Here is a 21500-nt window from a genome sequence, read left to right as displayed (position 1 = left end):
GCGGCGTTTGATGAATAACGGTGTGAGCGGCGCTTTTGTCCTGGAGTTTTCAGGTTAATATGCCCGCGCTCAACTGATAGAGCGGCGGAGAGGTTTGGCTGGGGGCGCAAAAGGTTTCACGCCCTCTGACGCGGATTCGCACCCGCGCCGGAATGTTGTCTCGGAGGGATTTCAACCGGCCGCCTCACTAGCCACCCTAGCCAGTCGGCTGAAGGCACGCATGGTCCGGTAAGTTTGCTGGAGGTTTGGCCGCCAGCCCTGGAGGCCAAAACGTATGAAGCTTTTGCTGCGTACGCTGAGCCTTGTATGGAGATTGTTGAAAGCTTTGCGCTTTTACGAGTTCCTGCGAGATCACTTTGACGACTTGAAATAAGGGTCGTCTGAGTGGGAAAGACCCGTTTCGGTTTCGATCGATTCGGGTCTTTTTTTGCTTGCGTAAAGCTGTCAAAAATACGATTGGTCAGTTTTGTGCCTTGGACGTTGTAGGGCGTTTCGTTTGGACCAGTAAGTGACAGCTTAAAGGTTAGATAAGCAGCTATTTTTGCTTAGCTCGATCATTGATTGCGTCAATAACGACCATTAAGTCAATGAAGTTCTCATATCCATAGCGCGGCGTAAGATCGACTCCATACCCAACCACTGCACCTCGGAGCACACCATCATGAAACGCCAGACTATCCTCGGTATCGCTTTCTCGGTTTTTGCACTGAATGCCTTCGCCGCCACCGAAACCGACCCACTGTTCAGCGACGCGATCGCCTCCACTCAAACGGACCGCTTGTTCAGCGACGCAGTAGCCGCCACCGAAACCGACCCGCTATTCAGCGACGCAGTTGCCGCCACCGAAACCGATCCACTGTTCAGCGATGCAGTAGCCTCTGATGGCTCCGATCATCTGCAAGGCAATCGGGTCGCCGAAGGTGGCGCTGACCGTCTGCTCGAACGTCGCACCGCTTGAGCGCAACGATGAGCATCGATAACGAATGCCGCCTCAACCACAGGCGGCATTCGTTCTGTTCATGCATTAGAACTCTGCTCTAAACCGCACTCGGCAGCACAGCCTTGTCGCGATCGCGGCTCTTGAATGTCGCCCAGAAACACAGCAACACCGCCACGGAAAAACCGGCGGGGAACAGCCAGATACTTTTCCAGTCATGCCCCGCGCTTGATGTGAAGTGGTCGGTAATCCGTCCCGCGATCCAGAAACCAATCAACATGCCCAACCCGTACGTAGCCAAGGTGATCAGACCTTGCGCCGAACTGCGGAAGCGTTCCGGTGCTTTTGCATCGGTGTAGATCTGCCCGGACACGAAGAAGAAGTCATAGCACACGCCGTGCAGGGCAATGCCGATCAGCAGCATGAATGCCTGATCGTCGTTATTGCCGAAGGCAAACAGCACGTAACGCAACGCCCAGGCAGCCATGCCGACCAGCAGGGCGATCTTGATGCCGAAACGATGGATGAACAGCGGCAACAGCAACATGAACAGCACTTCCGACACCTGACCGATGGCCATCTTCGCTGTCGGGTTGGTCACGCCGATCTCCGCGAGAAACGGATTGGCATTCTGGTAATAGAAGGCCAGCGGAATGCAGATCAGGATCGAGGCGAGAAAGAACACCAGATAGCTGCGATCCTTGAGCAAACCCCACGCATCGACGCCGAGCATCTGCTTGAGGCTTGATGAGCCCGCTGCGCTTTTCAGCGGCGCAGTGTTCGGCAGACTGAAGCTGTAAAGCCCCAACAACAGCGACGCGACGGCGGACATCAGGAACGTATTGCGCAAGCCTCCCGCCGCGATGCTTTGTTGCGAGTCCCAGGCGAACACGAAGCTGATCACCACACCGGCGACAATCCAGCCCACTGTGCCCCATACGCGAATGCGCGAGAACTCCAGCGCCGGGTCTTTGATCTGGCGGAACGCCACGGCGTTCACCAGCGCCAATGTCGGCATGTAGACCATCATGTAGGCGAGCACATAGGGATAAAACGCGCTGAAGTCTGCGGCGCGATAGAGCTGATAGAGCAGCACCGCGCCCAGCAGATGCAGCACCGCCAGAATGCGTTCGGCATTGAAGAACCGGTCGGCAATCAAGCCAATGACAAACGGCGCCAGAATCGCACCCCATGATTGCGTGGCGAAGGCCATGCCGACCTGGCCGCCGCTGGCAGCGAGCGTGGTGGCCAGAAAAGTGCCGAGGGTGACGAACCAGCCGCCCCAGATAAAGAACTGCAAAAACATCATCACGCTCAGTCGCGCATTCATTACGTTCATTTCAGATCACCGTATTGTTTTTATGTCGGTAACGCGGATGAATCAGTCGTCGGTCAGGCCGAGCAAGCGCCGGTTGGAAGCGGCATCGGCGCTGACCCCGGCGAAATCGTCGAAGGCCTTGGCGGTCTTGCGGATCATGTGTCGCTCGATGAACGCCGCGCCTTCCGCCGCACCCTGCGCGGCGTCTTTCAGGCAGCACTCCCACTCGAGCACGGCCCAGCCGTTGAAGTCGTATTGGCACAGTTTGCTGAAGATCGATTTGAAATCGATCTGGCCGTCGCCCAGCGAGCGGAAGCGCCCGGGACGCTCGACCCAACCCTGATAACCGCCGTAGACGCCGGAGCGCGCATCGGGGCGGAACTCGGCATCCTTGACGTGGAACATGCGGATGCGTTGGTGGTAACGGTCGATGAAGCCGAGGTAGTCCATTTGCTGCAGCAGCAGATGGCTTGGGTCATACAGAATCGCGGCGCGAGGGTGATGATTCACCGCCTCAAGAAACTGCTCGAACGACGCGCCGTCATGCAAGTCTTCGCCGGGATGGATTTCGTAGCACAGATCAACGCCAGCCTCTTCGAAGCAGTCGAGGATCGGCAGCCAGCGCTTGCCCAGTTCGGCGAAACCTTGCTCGACCAAACCGGCCGGACGTTGCGGCCATGGATAGACGTAGGGCCAGAGCAGGGCGCCGGAGAAGGTCGCATGGGCCTTGAGTCCGAGACGCTGGCTGGCACGGGCCGCCAGTTTCAACTGCTCGATGGCCCACTCGGTGCGCTCCTGCGGCTTGCCGCGCAGCGCTGGCGGGGCGAAGTCGTCGAACAGACTGTCGAACGCCGGATGCACAGCGACCAATTGTCCTTGCAGGTGCGTCGACAACTCGCTGATCACTACACCCGCGCGGGCGCAGACGGCTATGAGTTCGTCGCAGTAATCCTGACTTTCAGCGGCGCGCTGCAAATCGATGAACCGCGTGCCGAGGGTCGGTACCTGAATGGCTTTGTAGCCTTGCGAGGCTGCCCATTCGGCGATGTTGGCGAGGGAGTCGAAAGGCGCTTCGTCGGCGATGAATTGCGCGAGGAAAATCCCCGGACCTTTCAGGCCAGTCGAATTTTGCTGATCACTGTTCATTGTGCTGGGCTCCTGTCAGTGGGCCGGGTATCTCGCTCCACTTTTCATTGCCAAGGTGATTGGCGATGGCGGTTTCAATGAAGGTCATGCCGCGCAGTCCGGTCTCGATGCCCGGTACGCCCGGGGCCTGATGGCCTTCGAAGCCTTGAACAATCGCCTCGGCAAGATCGCCGTACAGGTTGGCCATCGCTTCCAGATAACCTTCGGGATGCCCGGCGGGCAGGCGCATGCGCTGACTGGCAGCGTCACACAACCACGGCTGACCGACTCCGGATCGCAGAATGCGCATCGGTTCATTCAACGGTCGATGAATCAGACTGGCCGGCTCTTCCTGACGCCATTCCAGCCCACCCTTGTCACCGTAGACGCGGATCTTCAGCGGGTTTTCTTCACCGGCGCAGACCTGACTGGCGAGCAATACGCCACTGGCGCCGTCGCTCATTTTGAACAGCATCGCCACATCGTCATCCAGGTGCCGCCCCTCGACATGGGCGCCAAGCATCGCGCTGATGAACTGGATCGACTGGCCGGCAACGAACTCGGCGAGGGAAAAGGCATGGGTGCCGATGTCGCCGATGCAGCCGCCGATCCCGGATTGCGCCGGATCGTCGCGCCAGCCGGCCTGTTTGTTGCCCTGCCCGGCGACATCGGTGCTGAGCCAGCCTTGCGGGTACTCGACGATGACTTTGCGCACGTGCCCGAGCACGCCGCTGGCGACCATTTCGCGGGCCTGCCAGACCATCGCGTAACCCAGGTAGGTGTGCGCCAGCCCGTAAATTCGCTGGCTGTTGATCACCACCGAATGCAGCGCCTGCACCTCGGCGAGGTTCAGCGCCGCGGGTTTCTCGCTGAACACGTGAAAACCAGCGCTCAATGCCTCACGGGCAATCGGTGCGTGCAGATGATTGGGGGTGACGATGACCAGCAGTTGCATGCGTTGCTCGGCGGGCAGGGCGGCCTCGCGGGTAAGCAGGGTTTGCCAATCGTCGTAACAACGTTCGGCGGACACTCCCAGGGTCGCAGCGGTGCGCTGATTATTCTCCGAGTCGCGGCTGAACGCGCCACAGACCAGTTCGAAGCGTCCGTCGAGGCCGGCGGCTTGCCGGTGGGCGCGGGCGATAAATGAACCTTCACCGCCTCCGACAAAACCCATTCTTGTTTTTTTGCGGCAGCGTACATGGCGGTCGTCTCGGTAGCTGGATGCAATGCTGATGAGCGATGTAACCGGTTACATCGTGGGCGAAATCTAGGCGTGAAATAGCCGGGTGTCAAATGGCAGCGGATGATCGACAGCGTTTCGATCGCTCGTTGCCTGCGGTAAGCTCCGCGCCTGATCGGCATGAAACAACGAGGTGGTTTTGTCCAATATCCGCGAAGTGGCTCGGCTGGCTGGCGTTTCCGTGGCGACAGTGTCGAGGACGTTGAAGTCCCCTGAGCGCGTGCTCGCGCCAACCCGTGAGCGCGTCATGGCCGCCGTGGAACAGGCCGGCTATCGGCCGAACCTGATGGCCGTGCAGTTTCGCTCGCGGCGCACCGGCAATCTGGTGATTCTGGTGCCGACTATCGCCAACACCTTTTTTGCCCGGGTCATCAGCGGCGCGCAGCAGGCGGCGCAGGCGGCTGGCTATCGCTTGCTGCTCTGCGACACTCAGGGCCGGGAAGAACTGGAGCGGCAATTCGCCGAGCTGGTGTACGCCTATCAGGCCGACGGCGTAATCCAGTTGCGCGCTTACGATCCGTTCGAAAATGCACCGCCCGACGCCGATCGGCCGCCGATCGTCAATGCTTGCGAAGTGCTCAAGGCCGGGCGTTATCCAACCATCAGCCTGGACAACGTTGCCGCCGCCAAAGCCATGACCGAACATCTGATCGCATTGGGGCACCGACGCATCGGCCTGATCAAGGGCTCGAAAAACAGCCCGCTGACCCTGGATCGACTGGCGGGTTACGAAGCGGCATTGCGCGAAGCCGGGATTGCCATCGATGAAGCACTGATCTGCCATGGCAATTTCAGCCTCGAGGCCGGTTTTGCCGGCGCGCAAAAGATGCTCGCATTGGCCGAGCGACCGAGTGCGCTGTTCTGTGAAAACGATGAAATGGCCATCGGCGCACTCAAGCGCATCCGGCAAGCGGGGCTGCGTGTGCCCGAGGATATTTCAGTGGTGGGTTTCGATGACATTCCCATGGCTGCGTTCTGCGATCCGCCGCTGACCACCATCTCGCAACCAGCCGAGGCCTTCGGGGCCAAGGCGGTCGAGATGTTGATTGCCCTGATCGAAAAACGGCCGCTGGCAGAAAGGCATGTCGTCCTGCCGTTCGAGCTGACGCCACGCAGCAGCACGGCCCGCATCGACAACTCGGGCAAGCGCTAACCGGATCACGCCGCTGGCGGCTTCGCCAGCGCAATCCCCGCCGCGCCCAACCGCTTCAACACTTCAAACAACAAATCGCTCTTGGTCAGCCCGACAATCCTCGGGCTGCCCACATAGCCGGTGACCGTGAGGGTTATGCCGTCCGGCGACAACTTGCTGAAACGCACGAATGGCGCCGGTTTATCGAGGATGGTCTCGTTCTCGTGATACGCATCCAGCAGCAGTTGTTTGACCTCCTCAGGATCGATATCCAGCGGAAACACCAGCTCCAGCGATGCCACGCCCTGAGCGCTGCCGCCGAGGGTAACGTTGCGCAGGTTCTGCGAGATCAGCTGCGAGTTGGGCACGATCACAATCGAGCGGTCGCTGAGCTGGATTTCCGTGGCGCGCACGTTGATCCGGCGGATGTCGCCCTCGACGCCGCTGATGCTGATCAGGTCGCCGACCTTGACCGGGCGCTCGGTAAGCAGAATCAGGCCGGAGACGAAGTTCTTGACGATCTCCTGTAAGCCAAAGCCGATACCGACGGATAGCGCACTGACGATCCACGCCAGATTGGTCCACTGCACGCCCAGCGACGACAGCGTCAGCAGAATCACGAAGGCGTAGCCGATATTGGAGAACAGCGTGCTCAGCGACGCGCACATGCCCGGGTCCATGTCGGTCTTGGGCAGGAATTCGTTGTCGAGCCAGCGGCTCAATGTACGGATCAGCCAGATGCCGATCAGCAGCGCCAGCAGCGCATTGAGCAGGTGCCCGGGGACGATATTCAGCTTGCGCAAACCGGCGCCGCCAAGAATCGACATGATGTTGGTGACCAGTTGGCCGAGCGTGGTGCCGATGCCGCCGACAAACAACGAAATCAGCGCCATCAGCATCAGGCCGGCGCGGCTGACGCCGGACAACAGGATTGAGGTCTGCTCAAGGCGCCGATCGCTGACCCCGAGCAATTGCTTGAGCGCCTGGCCGCTCGCGTGTTTCGGTGAAAACAGGTGCTCACAGGCGTCCTTGACCAGCTGAATCAGCAAGTAGAAGCCCGACAGCACGACATAGCCCCACACCAGCTCATAACTGATGAACCGTGCCAGCGAAACATAGCCGGCCAGCAGCGCAATAGCCGTCACCAACATCGAGAGACTGGCGACGCTGTAGATCAGCCCGGCGAACACGCTGTTGGTCGCCGATGGGTCATTGGCTGCGACCAAGGCCTTGCGCACTTTGCCGACGCGCAACAGCATCGTGCCGATGATCGCCAGCACCACCATGGAAATCACGCCGCGCCCGGCCATCACGATGTGGCTGCTCATGCCTGTGGCATTGGCGACTTGCACCAGCGTCACCAACACCAGCAACGCGCAGGCGAGGATTCGCGGATAAGGCTTGAGGGCCAGCGCCACCGGATCGGCAATTGCCGGCAGGCGCCACGACGGGTGCTCGGTGGACAGCAATGCACGGCTGAGCCCGGTGATCAGCACGCAGGCATAAACGACTTTCTCGAACTCTTCGGAGAAGGTTTCCAGCACCGGCGGCAGGGCGTCGTGGCGAGTGCAGGCGTAAAACAGCAGTTTCAGGGCGATGGCGGTTGTGATGAAGGTCGCGATGGCTGAAGCAAATGCCAAGGCACTGCGGCGCAGTCGGCCCTCCGCCACGCGATGAATGCAGAACCAGGTCAGCCCGCGCTCAGCCAGACGCCGGCCAAAGGTCCAGACGAGCAACGCCAGCAGCACCAGCACGCAGGTGTAAAAACGCTCGCCCGGCGCCCATACCGTGGCCCAGACGTCGCCCACCTGCTCGACGAACAGTCGCAGCCGCTCGCGGTCGTCCTCGCTTGGATTGATCAGTGGCGCCCAGAACTGCGGACTCAACACGCTGCGTGTGCTCAGGGTCAGTTCGCTTTCCAGCAGCGTGCGGCGAATGCCGGCGATTTGCGTGATCAGGTCGGCGGCATTCTGTTTCAGTGCGGCGAGGCTTTTCAGGGTGCCGTCGACCTTGCTTTTCTGTTCCGCCAGCGCGGCCCGCTGCGCGACGATATCGGCTTGCTCGGCAGCCACCTCAGCGTCTGGAGCGGTGCCGAGCACGCCCAGTTGCACCGCCAGTTGCGCCTGTTGCGGCAACAGCGCTGCCGACAATCGATCGACATCGAGAATGAACGCCTGCACTCGATCCTGCGGGCCTTCGAGCTGGTTGTAATTGTTTGCCGCCGAAATCTGCTGCTTGAGCCCGTCGAGGCGTTGTTGCAGGGCTTGCAGATCGCTTTGCGAAATTACCGGCAGTGGTGCAGCGCCGGAGTTTGCCGGCGCGGCAGGCTCCGCTGCCCACGGCGCAGCGCTGCCCGGCATCAGCAGCAGCAACAGAATCAAAAACAACGACTTGAATGAACAACGCATGGGGGCGGCGGGCTCAAGTGGATCACACAGTCTATGAGGGTAGGTGATCGCGCCGAATGGGGCGGAAAACTTTCTCGGCAAGAGGCGCTTGTACGCTCATCCAGTCCAGCGGAATGATCAGCGCAGCGGGCGGTCAACCGGCAATAACAGCTTCGAGAGCGTGCCATGTCCATCGCCAAGGAAACGATTGAATACCTGCGCCAACATTCGCTGATCATCACCACCGCCGAATCCTGCACGGCCGGGGAAATCGTCATGTTGCTGTCGGAAGTGCCCGGCAGCGGCGAGCTGATCGAATGCGGCTACGTGGTCTATTCGCCGCAAGCCAAGCAGCGCTTGCTCCACGTCAGCCCGGCGACCATGGAAACCTTCAATCTGACCAGCGTTGAAGTGGCCAGTGAAATGGCCATCGGTGCATTGCGCGACAGCACGGCCAACGTCGCCGTCGCCACCACCGGCATTCTCGGACCCGATGATATGGACGGCATCAAGGCCGGCACGGTGTGTTTCGCCTGGGCGTTTCAGTTCGATGACCAACATTTTCTGTTCAGCATCCAACAATGGTTTGCCGGATCGCGCAGTGAAGTGCAGACCCTCGCTTCTGAATTCGCCCTGCAGCAGTTGCCGGACTATCACCGTCGCGCCTTGCGCGGCGAGGAGGGTGGCGCCGATGAAGACTGACGCCGACCATCCCGATCTGCGCAGTCGGCAGTTCCCGGTGCAGGAGGACATGGCTTATCAACTGAAGGTCTGGCGCTTCGAGCGCATCGGTTGGTATCTGCTGGTGCTGTGCATGCTGCTGGGTCTGTTGGGGCTGTTTTCCCGGGGCGTGCTCAGTTCGCAGGACGCCCGCAGCGACGATGGCAAAGTCCAGGTCGAGTACGAGATGTTCCACCGCAACGGCTCGACCAACCCGCTGAAACTCAGCGTGCACGCGACGCCTGAAGCTACCGTCGAATTGGACATCGGCGGCGAGATGCTCGATGGCTTCAGCATCGAAACCATGCAGCCGGCGCCGGTGCGTATGCGCAGCTCAGCGCAGGGCATGCGTTTGTGGTTGCAGGCGGATACGCAGGGCCAGGCAACGCTTTATCTGACCCTGCGCGGCGACGGACTGGGGCTGTTTCGCAGTCATATCCGCGCGCCGGGCTCGAGCGAAGTGATGCTCACTCAATTCATTTATCCATAGGTGACCCATGGACTCGGTGTTGCGCGCACTCGCGATGTATCTGGCACTGATGGTGCTGTTCAAAATTGCCGGTCGGCGTTCGTTGGCCGAGCTGACGACGTTTGATTTCGTCTTGCTGATGATCATCGGTGAAGCCACCCAGCAAGCGCTGCTCGGGGATGATTTTTCCCTGACCAATGCGTTTCTGGTGATCATCACCCTGATCGCCATCGACGTTGGGTTCTCTTTGCTCAAGCAGCGTTCCAGCTGGATCTCGCGGCTGATTGATGGCGAACCGACGATCATTGTCGAGAATGGCAAACTGTTGCACCGACGCCTGCGTCATGCGCGGCTGGTCGAGGCGGATGTCATGGAGGCGGCGCGCTCCAGTCAGGGCATAGAAACCATCGACCAGATCAAATTCGCAATCATCGAGCGCAACGGCAAGATTTCCGTGATCCGCCAGGATCCGGAAGGTGGCTGAGGCTTTGGCGCCGCGCACGCGCAATTTTTTGAACGCTGAAAAAGCCCCGCAGCCCAATGCTTACAAGTCATCGGAGGATTGCCAAATGAACGAGGCAGCGAGTTACTTCTCCATCGCCGTGGCGGTGATCATTCTGCTGGTCGACCTGTGGGCGATTGTCAGCGTGTTTCGCAGCAACAAGAGCGTCGGCGTCAAAGCCGCCTGGGCGATCGGCTTGATTGTCTTCCCGGTGCTCGGCCTGATCGTGTGGGGGATCGCTGGCCCGCGCGGCGTCAAGGAAGGGCCTTCGTCGCCGGAGCACAGTAAGGGTTGAGAGCCCGATGCAGTCCTGTAATGAATTCGCGCACATCCCGGAAGAAGGTAAACGATGCTAGGTCAAGCTTGAACCGGGTAGCAATACCACTGCTGAAAGGAGATTGTCATGAAGAAAATCTGCGTATGTCTGGGGTTCTGCTCAATGTTTCTGTTGAGCGGCTGTTTCGATTCCAACGATGCACCCAACAAGGACGGTGACAAAAGCAAACCGTCGGTGCAGATGCAGACCGAGAAGCCTGAGGAGGGCAAGTAGCTCCACTTGGCAACAACCTGTGGGAGCGAGCCTGCTCGCGAAGGCGTCAGGTCAGACAATTCTGTGCTGACTGATGCTCCATCTTCGCGAGCGCTTTCTGTTTGCGGAAGGCGAGGAGCAGTCGGTGCTGTTCGACAACGAGGGGGCCGAGTCCGTTGAAACCATTGTCGTACGTTCCAGAGCCGGTGCTGTCCTGAGCCCGGCGGATTGTCACCGACAGGTTGTCAGGCGCGGGCAGTGAAACCGGGCGGATAGCCGTGGCGCGTATTGATAGCCGCGCCTTCTTGTGACATGTCGGGTCGGCGTCTGGCGGGTTTTTGATCTAGGCTGTTTTTCCATCCGCGATAGGCAGCGGTACGCCGTTGCCATGTCGTCCAGCAACGCGACTACCGGAGTGCCTATGAGCCTTTCACCTTTCCACCTCGCCATCCCGGTCTACGATCTTGCCGCTTGCCGCCGTTTTTACGGTGAAGTGTTCGGCCTGGACGAGGGCCGATCCAGCGCGCAATGGGTCGACTTCAACTTCTACGGCCACCAGTTGGTCATCCACGAACAGCCGAAAACGGCTGCCCAGGAAAGCGTTAATAGCAACCCGGTAGACGGTCACGACGTACCGGTCCCGCACTTCGGCATCATTTTAGAGTGGCAGCAATGGGAGGCACTGGCCGAGCGACTGAAGTCATTCGGCACGCAATTCGTGATCGAGCCCTACATTCGATTCAAGGGTCAGGTCGGCGAACAGGCGACCATGTTTCTGCTCGACCCCTGCGGCAATGCGCTGGAATTCAAGGCGTTCAAAGACATGAGTCAGGTGTTTGCCAAATGATCACAGCGTAGTGATCTGCCCGTTGCGATCGCGCTCATAGACCTTGTTGGCCTGCAGCTTTTCCTTAAGCCAGCGCTCGGCCGTCCCTAGTGGCCGTTGGCGTGCCCATAACAGGTCGACGCCGATTTGCCAGTCGGTATGCGGGTACGCCGACAGCTGCAACTCGACCAGTTCGCCATTGCCCAGTTCACGCTGGATCAGCTGGCGCGGCAGGGTCGCCCAGCCGAGGCCGGCGCGGACCATTTCCAGCAGGGCCAGATAGCTTTCCGCTTGCCACAGCTGCGTCGAACGCAGGTATTCACTGCTCGGCAGTTTGCTGGCGTGCGCACTGAACGCCAGGCGCCGATGCACGTGCAAATCGTCGAACGTGACGTTGTCCAGTTGCGCCAGCGGATGATCGGGATGGCAGACGTGCAGCATGATCAGTTTGCCCAGTTGCTGGAACGCCAGTTCCCGGGGATAGCCCGGCTGCGAAAACGCCACGCCCAGCACCGCCTCGCCACTGCTGACCAGTTCGCTGACATCGCCGTAGACCGGGTGGCGAATGATCAGATCGACAAACGGGAAGGCCTGCTCGAAAGCCTGCAGCACCGGCATGATCGGGCCGTACGGCGTTTCAATCGCCAGGGTCAGGCTCGGTTCGACGCTATCGGAAAGGCAATCGGCGTGGGCCTCGAAGGTCATGCAGCGCTCCAGTACTGCCTCTGCCTGGACCAGCAATTTATGCCCGCTGGCGGTGAGGGCAGGGCTGCGATTGCTGCGGTCGAACAACTCGACGCCAAGGTCGGTTTCCAGATTGGCGATCGCCGCGCTGATGGTCGATTGCGTCTTGCCCAGCTTGCGCCCGGCGGCGGAGAACGAGCCGCTTTTCACCACCTGGACGAACATCAGCAACTGATCGAGTGAGAAGCGCACGCGGTGTACTCCGAGGTTGAGCGAGACGGCGATTGTGCCGCGTCTTTGCCATCGAAAAAAGCGATGGTTGCCAATTTGTTTCATCGTTAAAAACATTCAAGGATGACCCCGCGTCTTCGAACGCCGGGGCCGATTCTGTTTGTGCATCTGTCCCTGAGCGCCCGCGATTACACCCAACGCTGCCCCTTCAGGAGCTTGTGCCATGACTACACAACGCGTTCACCCGGTCGATGAGGTGTTGCCCCTGCGGCAGCTTTTCACCTTCGGTCTGCAGCATGTTCTGGTGATGTATGCGGGAGCGGTGGCGGTGCCGCTGATTCTCGGCAGTGCGATGGGGCTGACGTCGGCTCAGGTGGTTTTACTGATCAACGCCAACCTGCTGACGTCCGGTGTGGCGACGCTGATTCAGACCCTCGGCTTCTGGAAGTTCGGCGCGCGTTTACCGTTGATTCAGGGCTGCTCTTTCATTGCGCTGGCGCCGATGATCATGATCGGCAAGGAGTTCGGCCTCAGCCAGATCTTCGGGGCGGTGATCGCCGCCGGCTTCCTGACCATCGCACTGGCGCCGGTGTTCAGCCGCTTGCTGCGATTCTTTCCACCCGTGGTGATTGGCAGCCTGATCACCATCATCGGTATTTCACTGATGCCGGCGGCGGCAATCTGGCTGGGTGGTGGCAATCCCGATTCGCCTGACTTCGGTCGCCCGGCCAATCTGCTGCTGGGCCTGGCCACGGTCAGTGTGACGCTGGTGATTTATGCGAAATTCAGCGGCTTCATCGGTAACCTCAGTGTGCTCATCGGCTTGTTTGTCGGCAGCCTGATCGCTGCCGCCTGCGGCATGACGCACTTCAATCGGGTCAGCGAGGCGGCGTGGTTCGAGTTGAGCGCGCCAATGGCGTTCGGTCCGCCGGAATTTTCTCTGGTACCGATTCTGATCATGACCCTGGCGATGCTGGTGATCATGGCCGAGACCACTGGCAACTGCCTGGCCATTGGCAAACTGGTCGGCAAACCCACCACCCAGCAAACCCTTGGCAACGCGTTCCGCGCCGACGGCTTGTCGACCATGCTCGGTGGCTTGTTCAACAGTTTTCCCTATAACGCCTTCACGCAAAACACCGGCCTGATTGCGCTTTCCAGCATCAAGAGCCGCTTCGTCGTTGCGGCCGCTGGCGCGATCATGGTGTTGATGGGCTTGTTTCCCAAGCTCGGCGCGCTGATTGCGGCGGTGCCGACGCCGGTGCTGGGCGGCTGCGCGATCGTCATGTTCGGCATGACCACGGTGGCGGGCATTCAGGAACTGTCACGGGTGCAGTTCGAGGGCACACGCAACGCCATTATTGTTGCGGTGTCGGTCAGCGTCGGCGTCCTGCCAATGTCGTTTCCGGCCCTGTTCGAACATGTCGGCCCGACGCTGAAACTGGTGCTCGACAGCGGCATTTTCCTCGGTGCGATCACCGCCATTCTGCTCAACCTCTTGCTCAACAAACAAAAACCATCGACCGACGCCGTCGGCGCTTCCACGGCCGAACTGGCCGACTGACTTTTGTCTTTTCTCACTGCCCAGGAGTTACCCATGAATCAATTCACTCAGCTTGTCCCGGCCGGCGTCAGCGATCTGGACCTGGCATTGCTGCGCCAGACCATCGCCCTGTCACAGGCGTCGAAACAACGTGGCCGGCACCCGTTTGCGGCGCTGGTGGCGGACCGCGACGGCAACGTGATTGCCGAAGCGGGCAACAATTCGATGCCGCCAGAAGGTGATCCCACTCAGCATGCCGAACTGGTCGCGGTCGCTGCGGCGGCGAAGCGGTTGTCACCCACGGAGCTGGAGGCGTGCACGCTGTACACCAGCGCCGAACCTTGCTGCATGTGCGCGGGCGCGGTGTATTGGACCGGTGTCGGGCGAGTGGTGTACGCGTTATCGGAACATGCTTTGCTCGGGCTGACTGGCGATCATCCCGAGAACCCGACATTCTCGTTGCCGTGTCGCGAAGTGTTTGCCAGAGGGCAGCGCATGGTGAGCGTTTTCGGGCCGATGCTGGAGGAAGAGGCGGCTGAGCCGCATAAAGGGTTCTGGTCTTAGTTGTTATTGATCGTTCCCACGCGGAGCGTGAGGAACGATCAGTTTCGCGCGGTCAGGTACTGGTCACTTCACCGGGACGATAACCGCACATTCCCCAGTGGAATGCCCTCCATGGTCTGTTGTGGGTCGCCTGGCTGACGTGCAAGCTCAGCCAGGCGACCCGATTGGTCTAAGCCTCCGTCCAGTCCAGCGCAGCCGTCTCGCGCCACTTCACCTCCGTAATCCCATAGCGCTCGGCCTGGGGTTTGGAAACCACTTTCAACGGTGGTTTACCCGGTTTCGGAATCGGCGCAATACCGGCGTCACAGCTCGCCCAATGCCAAGCGTCGGCGTTGCGCATACTCTTGGCGCGGATGACGAATGATTTTGGCTGGTCGTGATGTTTGTATTCGATGACGAAAATATCGGTGCTACGCATGAGTTCCTCCTTACGCTCATACGTAAATGATTTTGTCCGACAAGAAAAATTCAAAGGATTTTCTGGCCAGATGATCAGCGTCACTCAGCGCTCTGAAACGCGGTTCTTCATGAAGCCGCGCAGGTTCATCAGGAACAGGCAAAGCTGCAGAACGATCAGCGCGTAAGCCCCGGCATGGACGCCCCAGATCACCCACAGCAAATTGCTCAGACTGAAACAAACGAAGCCGCTCATGCGCCGTTGCGGTCGTTGCGAACCGATCAGCCACGCGGCCAGAACGGTGACCAGCATCGCCGGCCATTGCACCCAATCCAGATATGCCAACACTCCATCCTCTGCTCAGATTTGCTTGATGCAGAAAGGGTACACAGCAACCGATTTCGGGTCACCGCTGAGCCTTGGATCTTGTCCCAAAAAAACCACTTGGATCAGAAACCCAAGTGGTCGGAAGTATTCGGCGCTGTCATCAAGCAACCGGAATAGGATTCTCCAGCAGCGACAGGTTGAACTGCTCGATCAACCCGTGCTCGTTCGCGCCCTGGTTGGCCCGCAGCGGCAACACTCGGTCGACCAGCACTTCGGTGGTGGCGGTTTCCAGCTTGATCAGGGTTTCCTCGATAAACTCGCCCAGCGGCATGGCGCGCTCGTCGCCGCTCTTGTGAATCAGATCGGTATCGACCCAAGGTGGCGCGATTTCCAGGACCTTGACGCTGGTGTCGCGCAGCATGAAACGTTGCGACAGCGAGTAGGAATGGATCGCCGCTTTGGTCGCCGAATACAGCGCCGTGGTCGCCAGCGGCAGGTAGGCCAGCACCGAGCTGTTGTTGATGATGTAGGCCTCGGGCTGGCGCTTGAGGTGTTCGACGAACGCGGCGCTGACGCGCACCGGGCCGAGCAGGTTGGTCTGCAACAGACCGACGGCCTGTTCATCGTCGTAGTCGCCGGAACCCGCGTTGTCGAAGGGCATGATCCCGGCGTTGTTGATGATCACGTTCAACGACGGATGGCGGCGGATGACTTCGGCGGCGACGTCCTTGATCTGCTGCGCATCGTTGATGTCCAGCTGCACGGTGTCGATGCCCGGATTCGCTTGGGCAATCTCTGCCAGCAGGGTCTGGCGACGACCAGCGATGATGACCTTGTTGCCGCGCTGATGCAGGGCCTCGGCCAGTGCGCGGCCGATGCCGGAAGTGCCGCCGGTGATGAAGATCGTGTTGGCTTCAAGTTTCATGAGCTGCGTCCCGCAAGTGGATTGATTGGAATGCAAGCCATGATGGAGAAAACTGAGCCGACCTGAATGACGTATGTGGTAGTGTTTCAGGACATTCAACAAACGGAGCGCGACCATGCATCGAGTCGGCTATCTGCTCACGGAAGGTTTTCAGGTCATGGCGCTGGCGACCCAGTCGGTGTTCGAGTTTGCCAACATCGTCACGGGCAAAGCCGTGTACAAGGTGCAGAACTTTTCCCAGGCCGGCGGCATTGTCAGCTCCTCTCTGGGCCTGCACGTCGATACGTTGCCGCTGACGCAAGCGGGGCTGGCCGACAGTTGGCTGGTGGCGGGAACGCTGACACCGCTGACGCCGCCCGATGCTGACGTGCTGCACAGCGTGCGCGGGCTCGCCGACGGCGCACGCCGCGTGGCCGGCATCTGCACCGGCTCGTTCGTACTGGCGCAGGCGGGCGTGCTGGACAACCGCCGCGTGACCACGCACTGGGCGTTCGCCCCGGCGCTGCGCAGGATGCATCCGTCGGTGAATGTCGAGGACGACCGGATCTTTATTATCGACGGCCCGGTGTGGACATCGGCGGGCATGACCGCTGGGGTCGACATGGCGTTGGGCATGGTCGAAAAAGATCTGGGCAGCGACATTGCGCGCTCGGTGGCCCATCGGCTGGTGATGCATCAGCGCCGCTCGGGCGGGCAGTCGCAGCATTCGGAATTGCTGTCGCTGTCACCCAAATCCGACCGCATTCAGAGTGCACTGGATTACGCGCGCAAGCACCTCAATCGCCCGCTGAGTGTCGAAGAACTGGCCGAAGTGGTGCACCTGAGTCCGCGGCAATTCACCCGCGTGTTCACCGCCGAAACCGGCCAGTCTCCGGCCAGGGCGATAGAGAGCCTGCGCCTGGAAGCGGCGCGTTTGCTGATCGAGCAGAGCAATCACAGTCTGGATATTGTTGCCAGAGAAACCGGGTTTCGTGACCGTCGGCACATGCGCGAGGTGTTCATGCGCGGCTTTGGCGTGCCGCCGCAGGCGGTACGGCGGGATTCGCGGCGGATGGTGTGAGGCTCGTCTGGTTACGTGACGTTATGTTGAACACCAGCGACCTTTGCCCGAAACCTTTGGCAGGCTCGTGCAGCAAAAGAATATGGACTGAAAAAAATGAATCTGGAAGCGCAACTGCGGTATCTGATTGCTGAGGATCCCGTCCGGATGCACATTCTGCGCATAGTCAGAGATCTCAACTTACCGGACTGCTGGGTTGCCGCAGGTTTTGTGCGCAGCCTGGTTTGGGATCATCTGCATCAGCGCCAACCTTCGCCGTTGCCCGAGGATATTGATGTCATATGGTTCGACAGAACACGTCCCGGTGATCAAACGGATTCAGCCTTGGAGGTCGAGCTTGCAGCACTGTGCAGTGATTTGAACTGGTCGGTGAAAAACCAGGCACGCATGCACCAGCGAAACGCCGATGCGCCTTATGGAGCAGCTGCGGATGCAATGACGTTCTGGCCGGAAACTGCTACGGCAGTAGGTGTCAGGCTTGATCGGCATGGTGCGATAAAGGTTTCGGCGCCGTTGGGGCTGGAGGATTTGTTTGCGCTGAAAGTGCGGCCAACCGCCCGATTTGAAAGTGATAAATACGTGGTGTTTCTGGAGCGCGTGCAGTCGAAGAGATGGCTCGAGATCTGGCCGAAGTTGACGCTTGTAACGCAGGGTTGATGCCACCCCGATTGATCGTTTAAACCGATAAGGAAATCTTATGCATCCCGACAAGGCCTGTCCTGTGGTGCTTTGTTTCGCACAGCGCCCGCGAATCCTGTTGTTTCGACATCCACAGGCTGGCGTGCAGTTAGTAAAAGGAACCATTGAGCGCGGAGAAACACCCGCCGAGGCCGCTTTGCGAGAACTGGCGGAAGAGTCCGGTATCCACAATGCGATAATCAGTGAAGATTTGGGCTGCTGGGAGTCTTGCCACCATGGACAAGTCTGGTCGTTCCAACTTTGCGAGGTGCGTGAGCCACAGCCAGAGCGATGGTCTCATCAGGCACTGGATGATCATGGCCATGTTTTCGAGTTTTTCTGGGCTTCGCTCGATCACCTGCCGTATGACGATTGCCATCCTGTCTTTCGTCGAGCGCTGGGGTTTTTGATTGAGGCTTTGAAGTACCAGGGACAACTAGCGGCACACGACCGAGGAGCAAAATGGAGATTGACCGGCTGCTGAAGAAGCGACAGTTGAATGTGCAGGAACAGAATGCTGTGACTGCCCATCGCCTGATCCCCTTGTAGGAGTGAGCCTGCTCGCGATGACGGCAGCCCATTCACAGCCACATAAACAGAAAACCCTCAGCTCGTTTAAACAGTAGCTCCAGCCTCAAGCAAACGACTACAACGCCTTGCGTCATTCCCTACGACTACGCCAGAATCCGCCGGCTTGTGCGTCTAGGTCGCGGGTTCTATCGTCTGTCGGTCGCTGAAAAACAGTGATCGGGTTTGGTAGCCCGCCATAACTAGTCGCATCGCGCACCGTTCGCAGGCCTGCTTCAGGTCTCTGCTCAATGGTGGCCATGCGCAGGACACCTTCGGGTGTGCCGGTTCCTAGTTACCGGTCTACCAACCCGCGTATGGCCGCCACCTTCGTTTGGTAGCGAATGTGAAGGCTCCTTTTCCTAACTAGGAGTTTCACCATGTTCAAAGTCACACCCAATCCCCCAACCACCGACCCCGCATCCCCCTACGAATCCAGCGCCTCAAAAAGCTTCACGAAGCCGCCGAACGCGCCCTCGATCACTACCTCTGCCCCGCCGAAATCCTGGCCAGCACCAACACTCCGGAACAAATGTTCCTCGCCAACCCGAAATACGACACCGAATCCCTGCTGGCCAACGCCAGCGAATCCCTCGGCTCGGCCACCACCATGCTCTACGACTTCGCCGCGCTGCTCGACAACCCGCGCCGCAAGACGCTGCTGGGCATTGCCCAGGTCGTCATGCTCGGCGAAATCGCGGTAAATCAGGCGTTGGACAAAGTCGAAATAGCCAAATGACCCGCAATGCGACGAGCGCAAAACCTCGTCGCAATCCCCGGGCGCGCCATGGCTGGCACACGGCCACGGCTTGCACCACCCGGGCTCGACTGTCACCCTTCGGGCCGTTCTTCAAGGATCAGAACAAGGAATCAAGGATTGAGTGGTTACGTTCCAAACCCGCCGAAAAACTACCGCTACGAACAAGCCAAACCCGTCGACCTGCACGCCCAGCACTGGGCCGAATATGAGAAGCACGGGAAAGAGCCCGCGCGCGAGCCTGTGAAGATAGGCATTGCGTTGAGGATCGGGGTTTTCTTTGATGGCACTGGCAACAATGCGAACAACTCTGCTGCGGGGTTGTTGTGTGGTGCTCAGCATCCGATTGCGCCTGAGGATATACCAGCTAGCTGCATGCCTTATATGAGTGACCCGGATAGTAGTTATGGCGCCGGGCCTACGAATATCAAGAAATTGTTTTCTCTGTATAAAAAGACCCAGAAAGCCGAAGGCGATGGCTTTCTTAAGTTCGTCTCAAGCCCAATATATGTCGAAGGTATAGGCACTGAAAGCAATCAGATGGATAGCGCTGTAGGTGCTGGAACGGGGCGAGGTGAGACTGGTGTCCCGAGTCGCGTACAAGCGTCCTTCACGCAGATAAAACAAGCTATCGAAGAGGCACTGCAAGAGAACCCCGACAGTGAAATTGCGTCCCTGACGTTCGATACATTTGGCTTCAGTCGTGGGGCTGCTGCTGCACGGCACTTCGCAAATGAAGTGGTGCGGGGTAAGCAAGGAGCTTTAGGAGAGCTCCTAAACCGGAACGCCGCAGATTTCAGTCGCACCTTTGATAATAAATACGGGAACGGCATCAAAATGGGTTTCATCGGGCTCTTTGACACGGTGCCCTCAATTGCCGGCTTCACCAATCTTGGCCGGGTGAAAAGTCCTATAGCTCCCGGTGTGAGGCTTTACCTGGACCGTCAATACTTCACGGATGTCGTACATCTCGTAGCGCGTGATGAGTGTCGCGCTAATTTTGCGCTCAGCCGAGTGAAGCCCGCGCACCCTGAGTACACTCTTCCCGGGGTTCATTCGGATATTGGCGGCAGCTATCTTGATGAAGTAGAGGAACGCGTGCTTGTCAGTCCGATGCAAACTCTCGATGTACCTCGGTACGTAGACGTTTCAACGACGTCGATTTATCACGACGCCGCGCGCGTAAAAAGCGAGTGGCTTGCTAAAGGATGGCCTGCGCATCTGCTGGATATTGTTACCCCGGCTTCCTTGGAAATTCCGCAAGAGCATCAAGACAGGCTTTCACCGGGGCAGAAGCGCGTATATGCCGCTCTACAATTGAAACGTCCGGTGAGTGGAAAACTTTCGAGAGTTTATTTAAGAGTCATGTATCAGCTGGCAAAAGAAAAGGGTGTTCAATTCATTGATATACCGGAAGATGACGAATACTCCGTGCCGGCAGAGCTGCAACCTCTTTGTGACCGATTTCTCACCGGAAACTACAGAACAACTGCAGAAGAAGAGGCTTTGCTCAAGCTGAAGTACATTCATACCTCTGCAAACTGGAATCATCCCCTTGGAAGAAGAGACGGGAGCGGTATTGATGCTGTTTACATCAACGCCCCGACGGAAGACGCGATCCGTGTACAACATCCTCACGTAGCTGATTGGAAGCTCTGGTAATGAAGTCTGTAATCGCTCTGCTTGTCGCCTTATTGTTAATGGGCTGCCAGAAAGGAGGTTTCGAAAGTGGAGAAAATGACCCCAAGTCTCCTTGGTGGCAAATAGGATTCGTTGAGCCGAATTACATGAAGATCTGGGTTGAGGACAGCTCGGTGCTGGATATCAATAACAGAATGTTTTTCAGAGTCGGTGGAAAATCCGCTCCCGGAGGCGAACCAGAAGATGGGACGGAGTCTGCCCGTGGTTGGGGAACAGTCGGTGGTTCTGGAGTTTTGGTTACCGGTGCTGACCTTCCTCGAATGATTTTTGTCCGTTGGCAGTCGATATCGGAGCAGAAAACCTATAAAGGCTTCATAGAGATTCCAGAAGAAGCGAGGCAACTGATGGTGCAGTCCACACATCAGCGGTGCCCGAAGACTCCCGAAAGAACCGCACGTTACTCCGCAACGCTGCTTGTGGGGCTCGCCCCGGGGGAGTGCTTCAAGCGTGGGTCAGGGACTCCTGCCACCGCCCGATAAAAGTCTCCCATGCTCAAGGCGAACTCGAACCTCTCGGCCCGGAGCAGGGCAAGCATGGCGGGCGCTATGCCTATCCCGTGAGTGAAAAGGCCAAGCGATACATTGATAAGTTCGGCATCCCGTACGGTAGTTGGTAAATGACGTGGATGGAGCGCCGGCCACTTTTCAAGTGCTAGACCGTTTCACTTCTTTTGAGTTGAATTAGGGGCGGCGTCTTGAGAATAGGAAAGGCCGACCGTTTCGATGATGTCGACTACGACGCAGGCTATGAGTATCGAGGGTTCAATTACCTGATTCTGGATGGTGTCGATCAGTTTCTCGTCAGAACTTACGATGACCAACCCGGTAGCGCGACGGTTGTACGCCCTGCCATGACCACAAGCACCAGACTCAGAACGCTGG

General features: G+C 58.8%; 22 protein-coding genes and 2 pseudogenes. 16 read left to right on the top strand and 8 right to left on the bottom strand.

Annotated elements, in window-relative coordinates; all coding sequences use genetic code 11:
* The first annotated feature begins 661 nt into the window (after positions 1 to 661).
* Complete coding sequence (locus ACZZ0K_RS12840) at positions 662 to 958, top strand: hypothetical protein (RefSeq protein ID WP_056784752.1); 297 nt, start codon at positions 662 to 664, stop codon at positions 956 to 958.
* Between the two features lie 79 nt (positions 959 to 1037).
* Here the strand turns inward: ACZZ0K_RS12840 and ACZZ0K_RS12835 are convergent, their stop codons facing one another.
* The 3 genes from ACZZ0K_RS12835 to ACZZ0K_RS12825 are packed head-to-tail and all read right to left on the bottom strand — an operon-like array spanning position 1038 to position 4554.
* Complete coding sequence (locus ACZZ0K_RS12835) at positions 1038 to 2276, bottom strand: nucleoside permease (RefSeq protein ID WP_217850056.1); 1239 nt, start codon at positions 2274 to 2276, stop codon at positions 1038 to 1040.
* Positions 2277 to 2318: 42 nt separating this feature from the next.
* Positions 2319 to 3401 (bottom strand): sugar phosphate isomerase/epimerase family protein, encoded by a 1083-nt coding sequence (locus ACZZ0K_RS12830; protein WP_258707959.1) that lies wholly within the window; start codon positions 3399 to 3401, stop codon positions 2319 to 2321.
* The gene (locus tag ACZZ0K_RS12825) at positions 3391 to 4554 is read right to left on the bottom strand and encodes a Gfo/Idh/MocA family protein (RefSeq protein WP_463559129.1); all 1164 of its coding nucleotides are present in this window, start codon (positions 4552 to 4554) and stop codon (positions 3391 to 3393) included. The genes ACZZ0K_RS12830 and ACZZ0K_RS12825 overlap by 11 nt, the downstream gene beginning before the upstream one ends.
* 205 nt (positions 4555 to 4759) lie before the next feature.
* On the opposite strand from ACZZ0K_RS12825, the gene ACZZ0K_RS12820 reads away from it, so the two are divergent.
* Entirely contained in the window at positions 4760 to 5773 is a 1014-nt protein-coding gene (locus ACZZ0K_RS12820; RefSeq protein ID WP_463559128.1) for a LacI family DNA-binding transcriptional regulator, read from the top strand.
* A 5-nt stretch (positions 5774 to 5778) separates the two neighbouring features.
* On the opposite strand, the gene ACZZ0K_RS12815 is transcribed toward ACZZ0K_RS12820, so the two are convergent.
* Positions 5779 to 8160, bottom strand: coding sequence for a DUF3772 domain-containing protein (locus ACZZ0K_RS12815; protein ID WP_463559127.1), 2382 nt, complete (start codon positions 8158 to 8160; stop codon positions 5779 to 5781).
* Between the two features lie 165 nt (positions 8161 to 8325).
* Between ACZZ0K_RS12815 and ACZZ0K_RS12810 the strand changes: the two genes are divergently transcribed.
* From ACZZ0K_RS12810 to ACZZ0K_RS12785, 6 genes are all read left to right on the top strand, one after another.
* The gene (locus ACZZ0K_RS12810; protein ID WP_463559126.1) at positions 8326 to 8841 is read left to right on the top strand and encodes a CinA family protein; all 516 of its coding nucleotides are present in this window, start codon (positions 8326 to 8328) and stop codon (positions 8839 to 8841) included.
* A complete protein-coding gene (locus ACZZ0K_RS12805) occupies positions 8831 to 9349 on the top strand; it encodes a hypothetical protein (RefSeq protein ID WP_463559125.1) in 519 nt (172 codons plus the stop codon). The genes ACZZ0K_RS12810 and ACZZ0K_RS12805 overlap by 11 nt, the downstream gene beginning before the upstream one ends.
* A gap of 7 nt (positions 9350 to 9356) precedes the next feature.
* Positions 9357 to 9812 (top strand): DUF421 domain-containing protein, encoded by a 456-nt coding sequence (locus ACZZ0K_RS12800; protein ID WP_122708230.1) that lies wholly within the window; start codon positions 9357 to 9359, stop codon positions 9810 to 9812.
* 85 nt (positions 9813 to 9897) lie between these two features.
* Positions 9898 to 10125 carry a PLD nuclease N-terminal domain-containing protein gene (locus ACZZ0K_RS12795; RefSeq protein WP_024012535.1) on the top strand — a complete coding sequence of 76 codons (228 nt, stop codon included), beginning with the start codon at positions 9898 to 9900 and terminating at the stop codon, positions 10123 to 10125.
* Between the two features lie 108 nt (positions 10126 to 10233).
* Positions 10234 to 10380, top strand: coding sequence for a hypothetical protein (locus ACZZ0K_RS12790; RefSeq protein ID WP_016774259.1), 147 nt, complete (start codon positions 10234 to 10236; stop codon positions 10378 to 10380).
* 400 nt (positions 10381 to 10780) lie between these two features.
* Positions 10781 to 11206, top strand: coding sequence for a VOC family protein (locus ACZZ0K_RS12785; protein WP_252879892.1), 426 nt, complete (start codon positions 10781 to 10783; stop codon positions 11204 to 11206).
* Here the strand turns inward: ACZZ0K_RS12785 and ACZZ0K_RS12780 are convergent, their stop codons facing one another.
* On the bottom strand, positions 11207 to 12121 hold the full coding sequence (locus ACZZ0K_RS12780; RefSeq protein WP_252885784.1) for a LysR family transcriptional regulator: 915 nt from the start codon (positions 12119 to 12121) through the stop codon (positions 11207 to 11209).
* Positions 12122 to 12323: 202 nt separating this feature from the next.
* Here ACZZ0K_RS12780 and ACZZ0K_RS12775 point away from each other — a divergent pair, with 202 nt between their 5' ends.
* Both ACZZ0K_RS12775 and ACZZ0K_RS12770 read left to right on the top strand, forming a co-directional pair.
* Positions 12324 to 13664, top strand: coding sequence for a nucleobase:cation symporter-2 family protein (locus ACZZ0K_RS12775; RefSeq protein ID WP_252877892.1), 1341 nt, complete (start codon positions 12324 to 12326; stop codon positions 13662 to 13664).
* A gap of 33 nt (positions 13665 to 13697) precedes the next feature.
* Positions 13698 to 14207, top strand: coding sequence for a nucleoside deaminase (locus ACZZ0K_RS12770; RefSeq protein WP_252879895.1), 510 nt, complete (start codon positions 13698 to 13700; stop codon positions 14205 to 14207).
* Between the two features lie 169 nt (positions 14208 to 14376).
* On the opposite strand, the gene ACZZ0K_RS12765 is transcribed toward ACZZ0K_RS12770, so the two are convergent.
* From ACZZ0K_RS12765 to ACZZ0K_RS12755, 3 genes are all read right to left on the bottom strand, one after another.
* On the bottom strand, positions 14377 to 14625 hold the full coding sequence (locus ACZZ0K_RS12765) for a DUF6555 family protein (protein ID WP_041480580.1): 249 nt from the start codon (positions 14623 to 14625) through the stop codon (positions 14377 to 14379).
* A gap of 84 nt (positions 14626 to 14709) precedes the next feature.
* Positions 14710 to 14916, bottom strand: a complete 207-nt coding sequence (locus ACZZ0K_RS12760) for a hypothetical protein (RefSeq protein ID WP_370593551.1) — start codon at positions 14914 to 14916, stop codon at positions 14710 to 14712.
* Positions 14917 to 15091: 175 nt separating this feature from the next.
* Entirely contained in the window at positions 15092 to 15856 is a 765-nt protein-coding gene (locus tag ACZZ0K_RS12755; protein WP_041480578.1) for an SDR family oxidoreductase, read from the bottom strand.
* A 115-nt stretch (positions 15857 to 15971) separates the two neighbouring features.
* Between ACZZ0K_RS12755 and ACZZ0K_RS12750 the strand changes: the two genes are divergently transcribed.
* From ACZZ0K_RS12750 to ACZZ0K_RS12725, 6 genes and pseudogenes are all read left to right on the top strand, one after another.
* Entirely contained in the window at positions 15972 to 16916 is a 945-nt protein-coding gene (locus ACZZ0K_RS12750) for a GlxA family transcriptional regulator (RefSeq protein WP_252883591.1), read from the top strand.
* A 96-nt stretch (positions 16917 to 17012) separates the two neighbouring features.
* A complete protein-coding gene (locus ACZZ0K_RS12745; RefSeq protein ID WP_252883592.1) occupies positions 17013 to 17573 on the top strand; it encodes a nucleotidyltransferase family protein in 561 nt (186 codons plus the stop codon).
* A gap of 40 nt (positions 17574 to 17613) precedes the next feature.
* The gene (locus ACZZ0K_RS12740) at positions 17614 to 18078 is read left to right on the top strand and encodes an NUDIX hydrolase (RefSeq protein ID WP_258707967.1); all 465 of its coding nucleotides are present in this window, start codon (positions 17614 to 17616) and stop codon (positions 18076 to 18078) included.
* 463 nt (positions 18079 to 18541) lie between these two features.
* Positions 18542 to 18900, top strand: a pseudogene (locus ACZZ0K_RS12735) (DUF6124 family protein).
* Between the two features lie 138 nt (positions 18901 to 19038).
* Positions 19039 to 20580 carry a T6SS phospholipase effector Tle1-like catalytic domain-containing protein gene (locus tag ACZZ0K_RS12730; RefSeq protein ID WP_258707969.1) on the top strand — a complete coding sequence of 514 codons (1542 nt, stop codon included), beginning with the start codon at positions 19039 to 19041 and terminating at the stop codon, positions 20578 to 20580.
* Positions 20580 to 21235, top strand: a pseudogene (locus ACZZ0K_RS12725) (DUF2931 family protein). The gene ACZZ0K_RS12730 and the pseudogene ACZZ0K_RS12725 overlap by 1 nt, the downstream one beginning before the upstream one ends.
* Positions 21236 to 21500: the final 265 nt, after the last annotated feature.

The sequence above is a fragment of the Pseudomonas sp. AC255 genome (assembly GCF_979258175.1).
The sequence above is the reverse complement of the archived record's forward strand: the minus strand, read 5'-3'. Positions and strand labels throughout refer to the sequence as shown.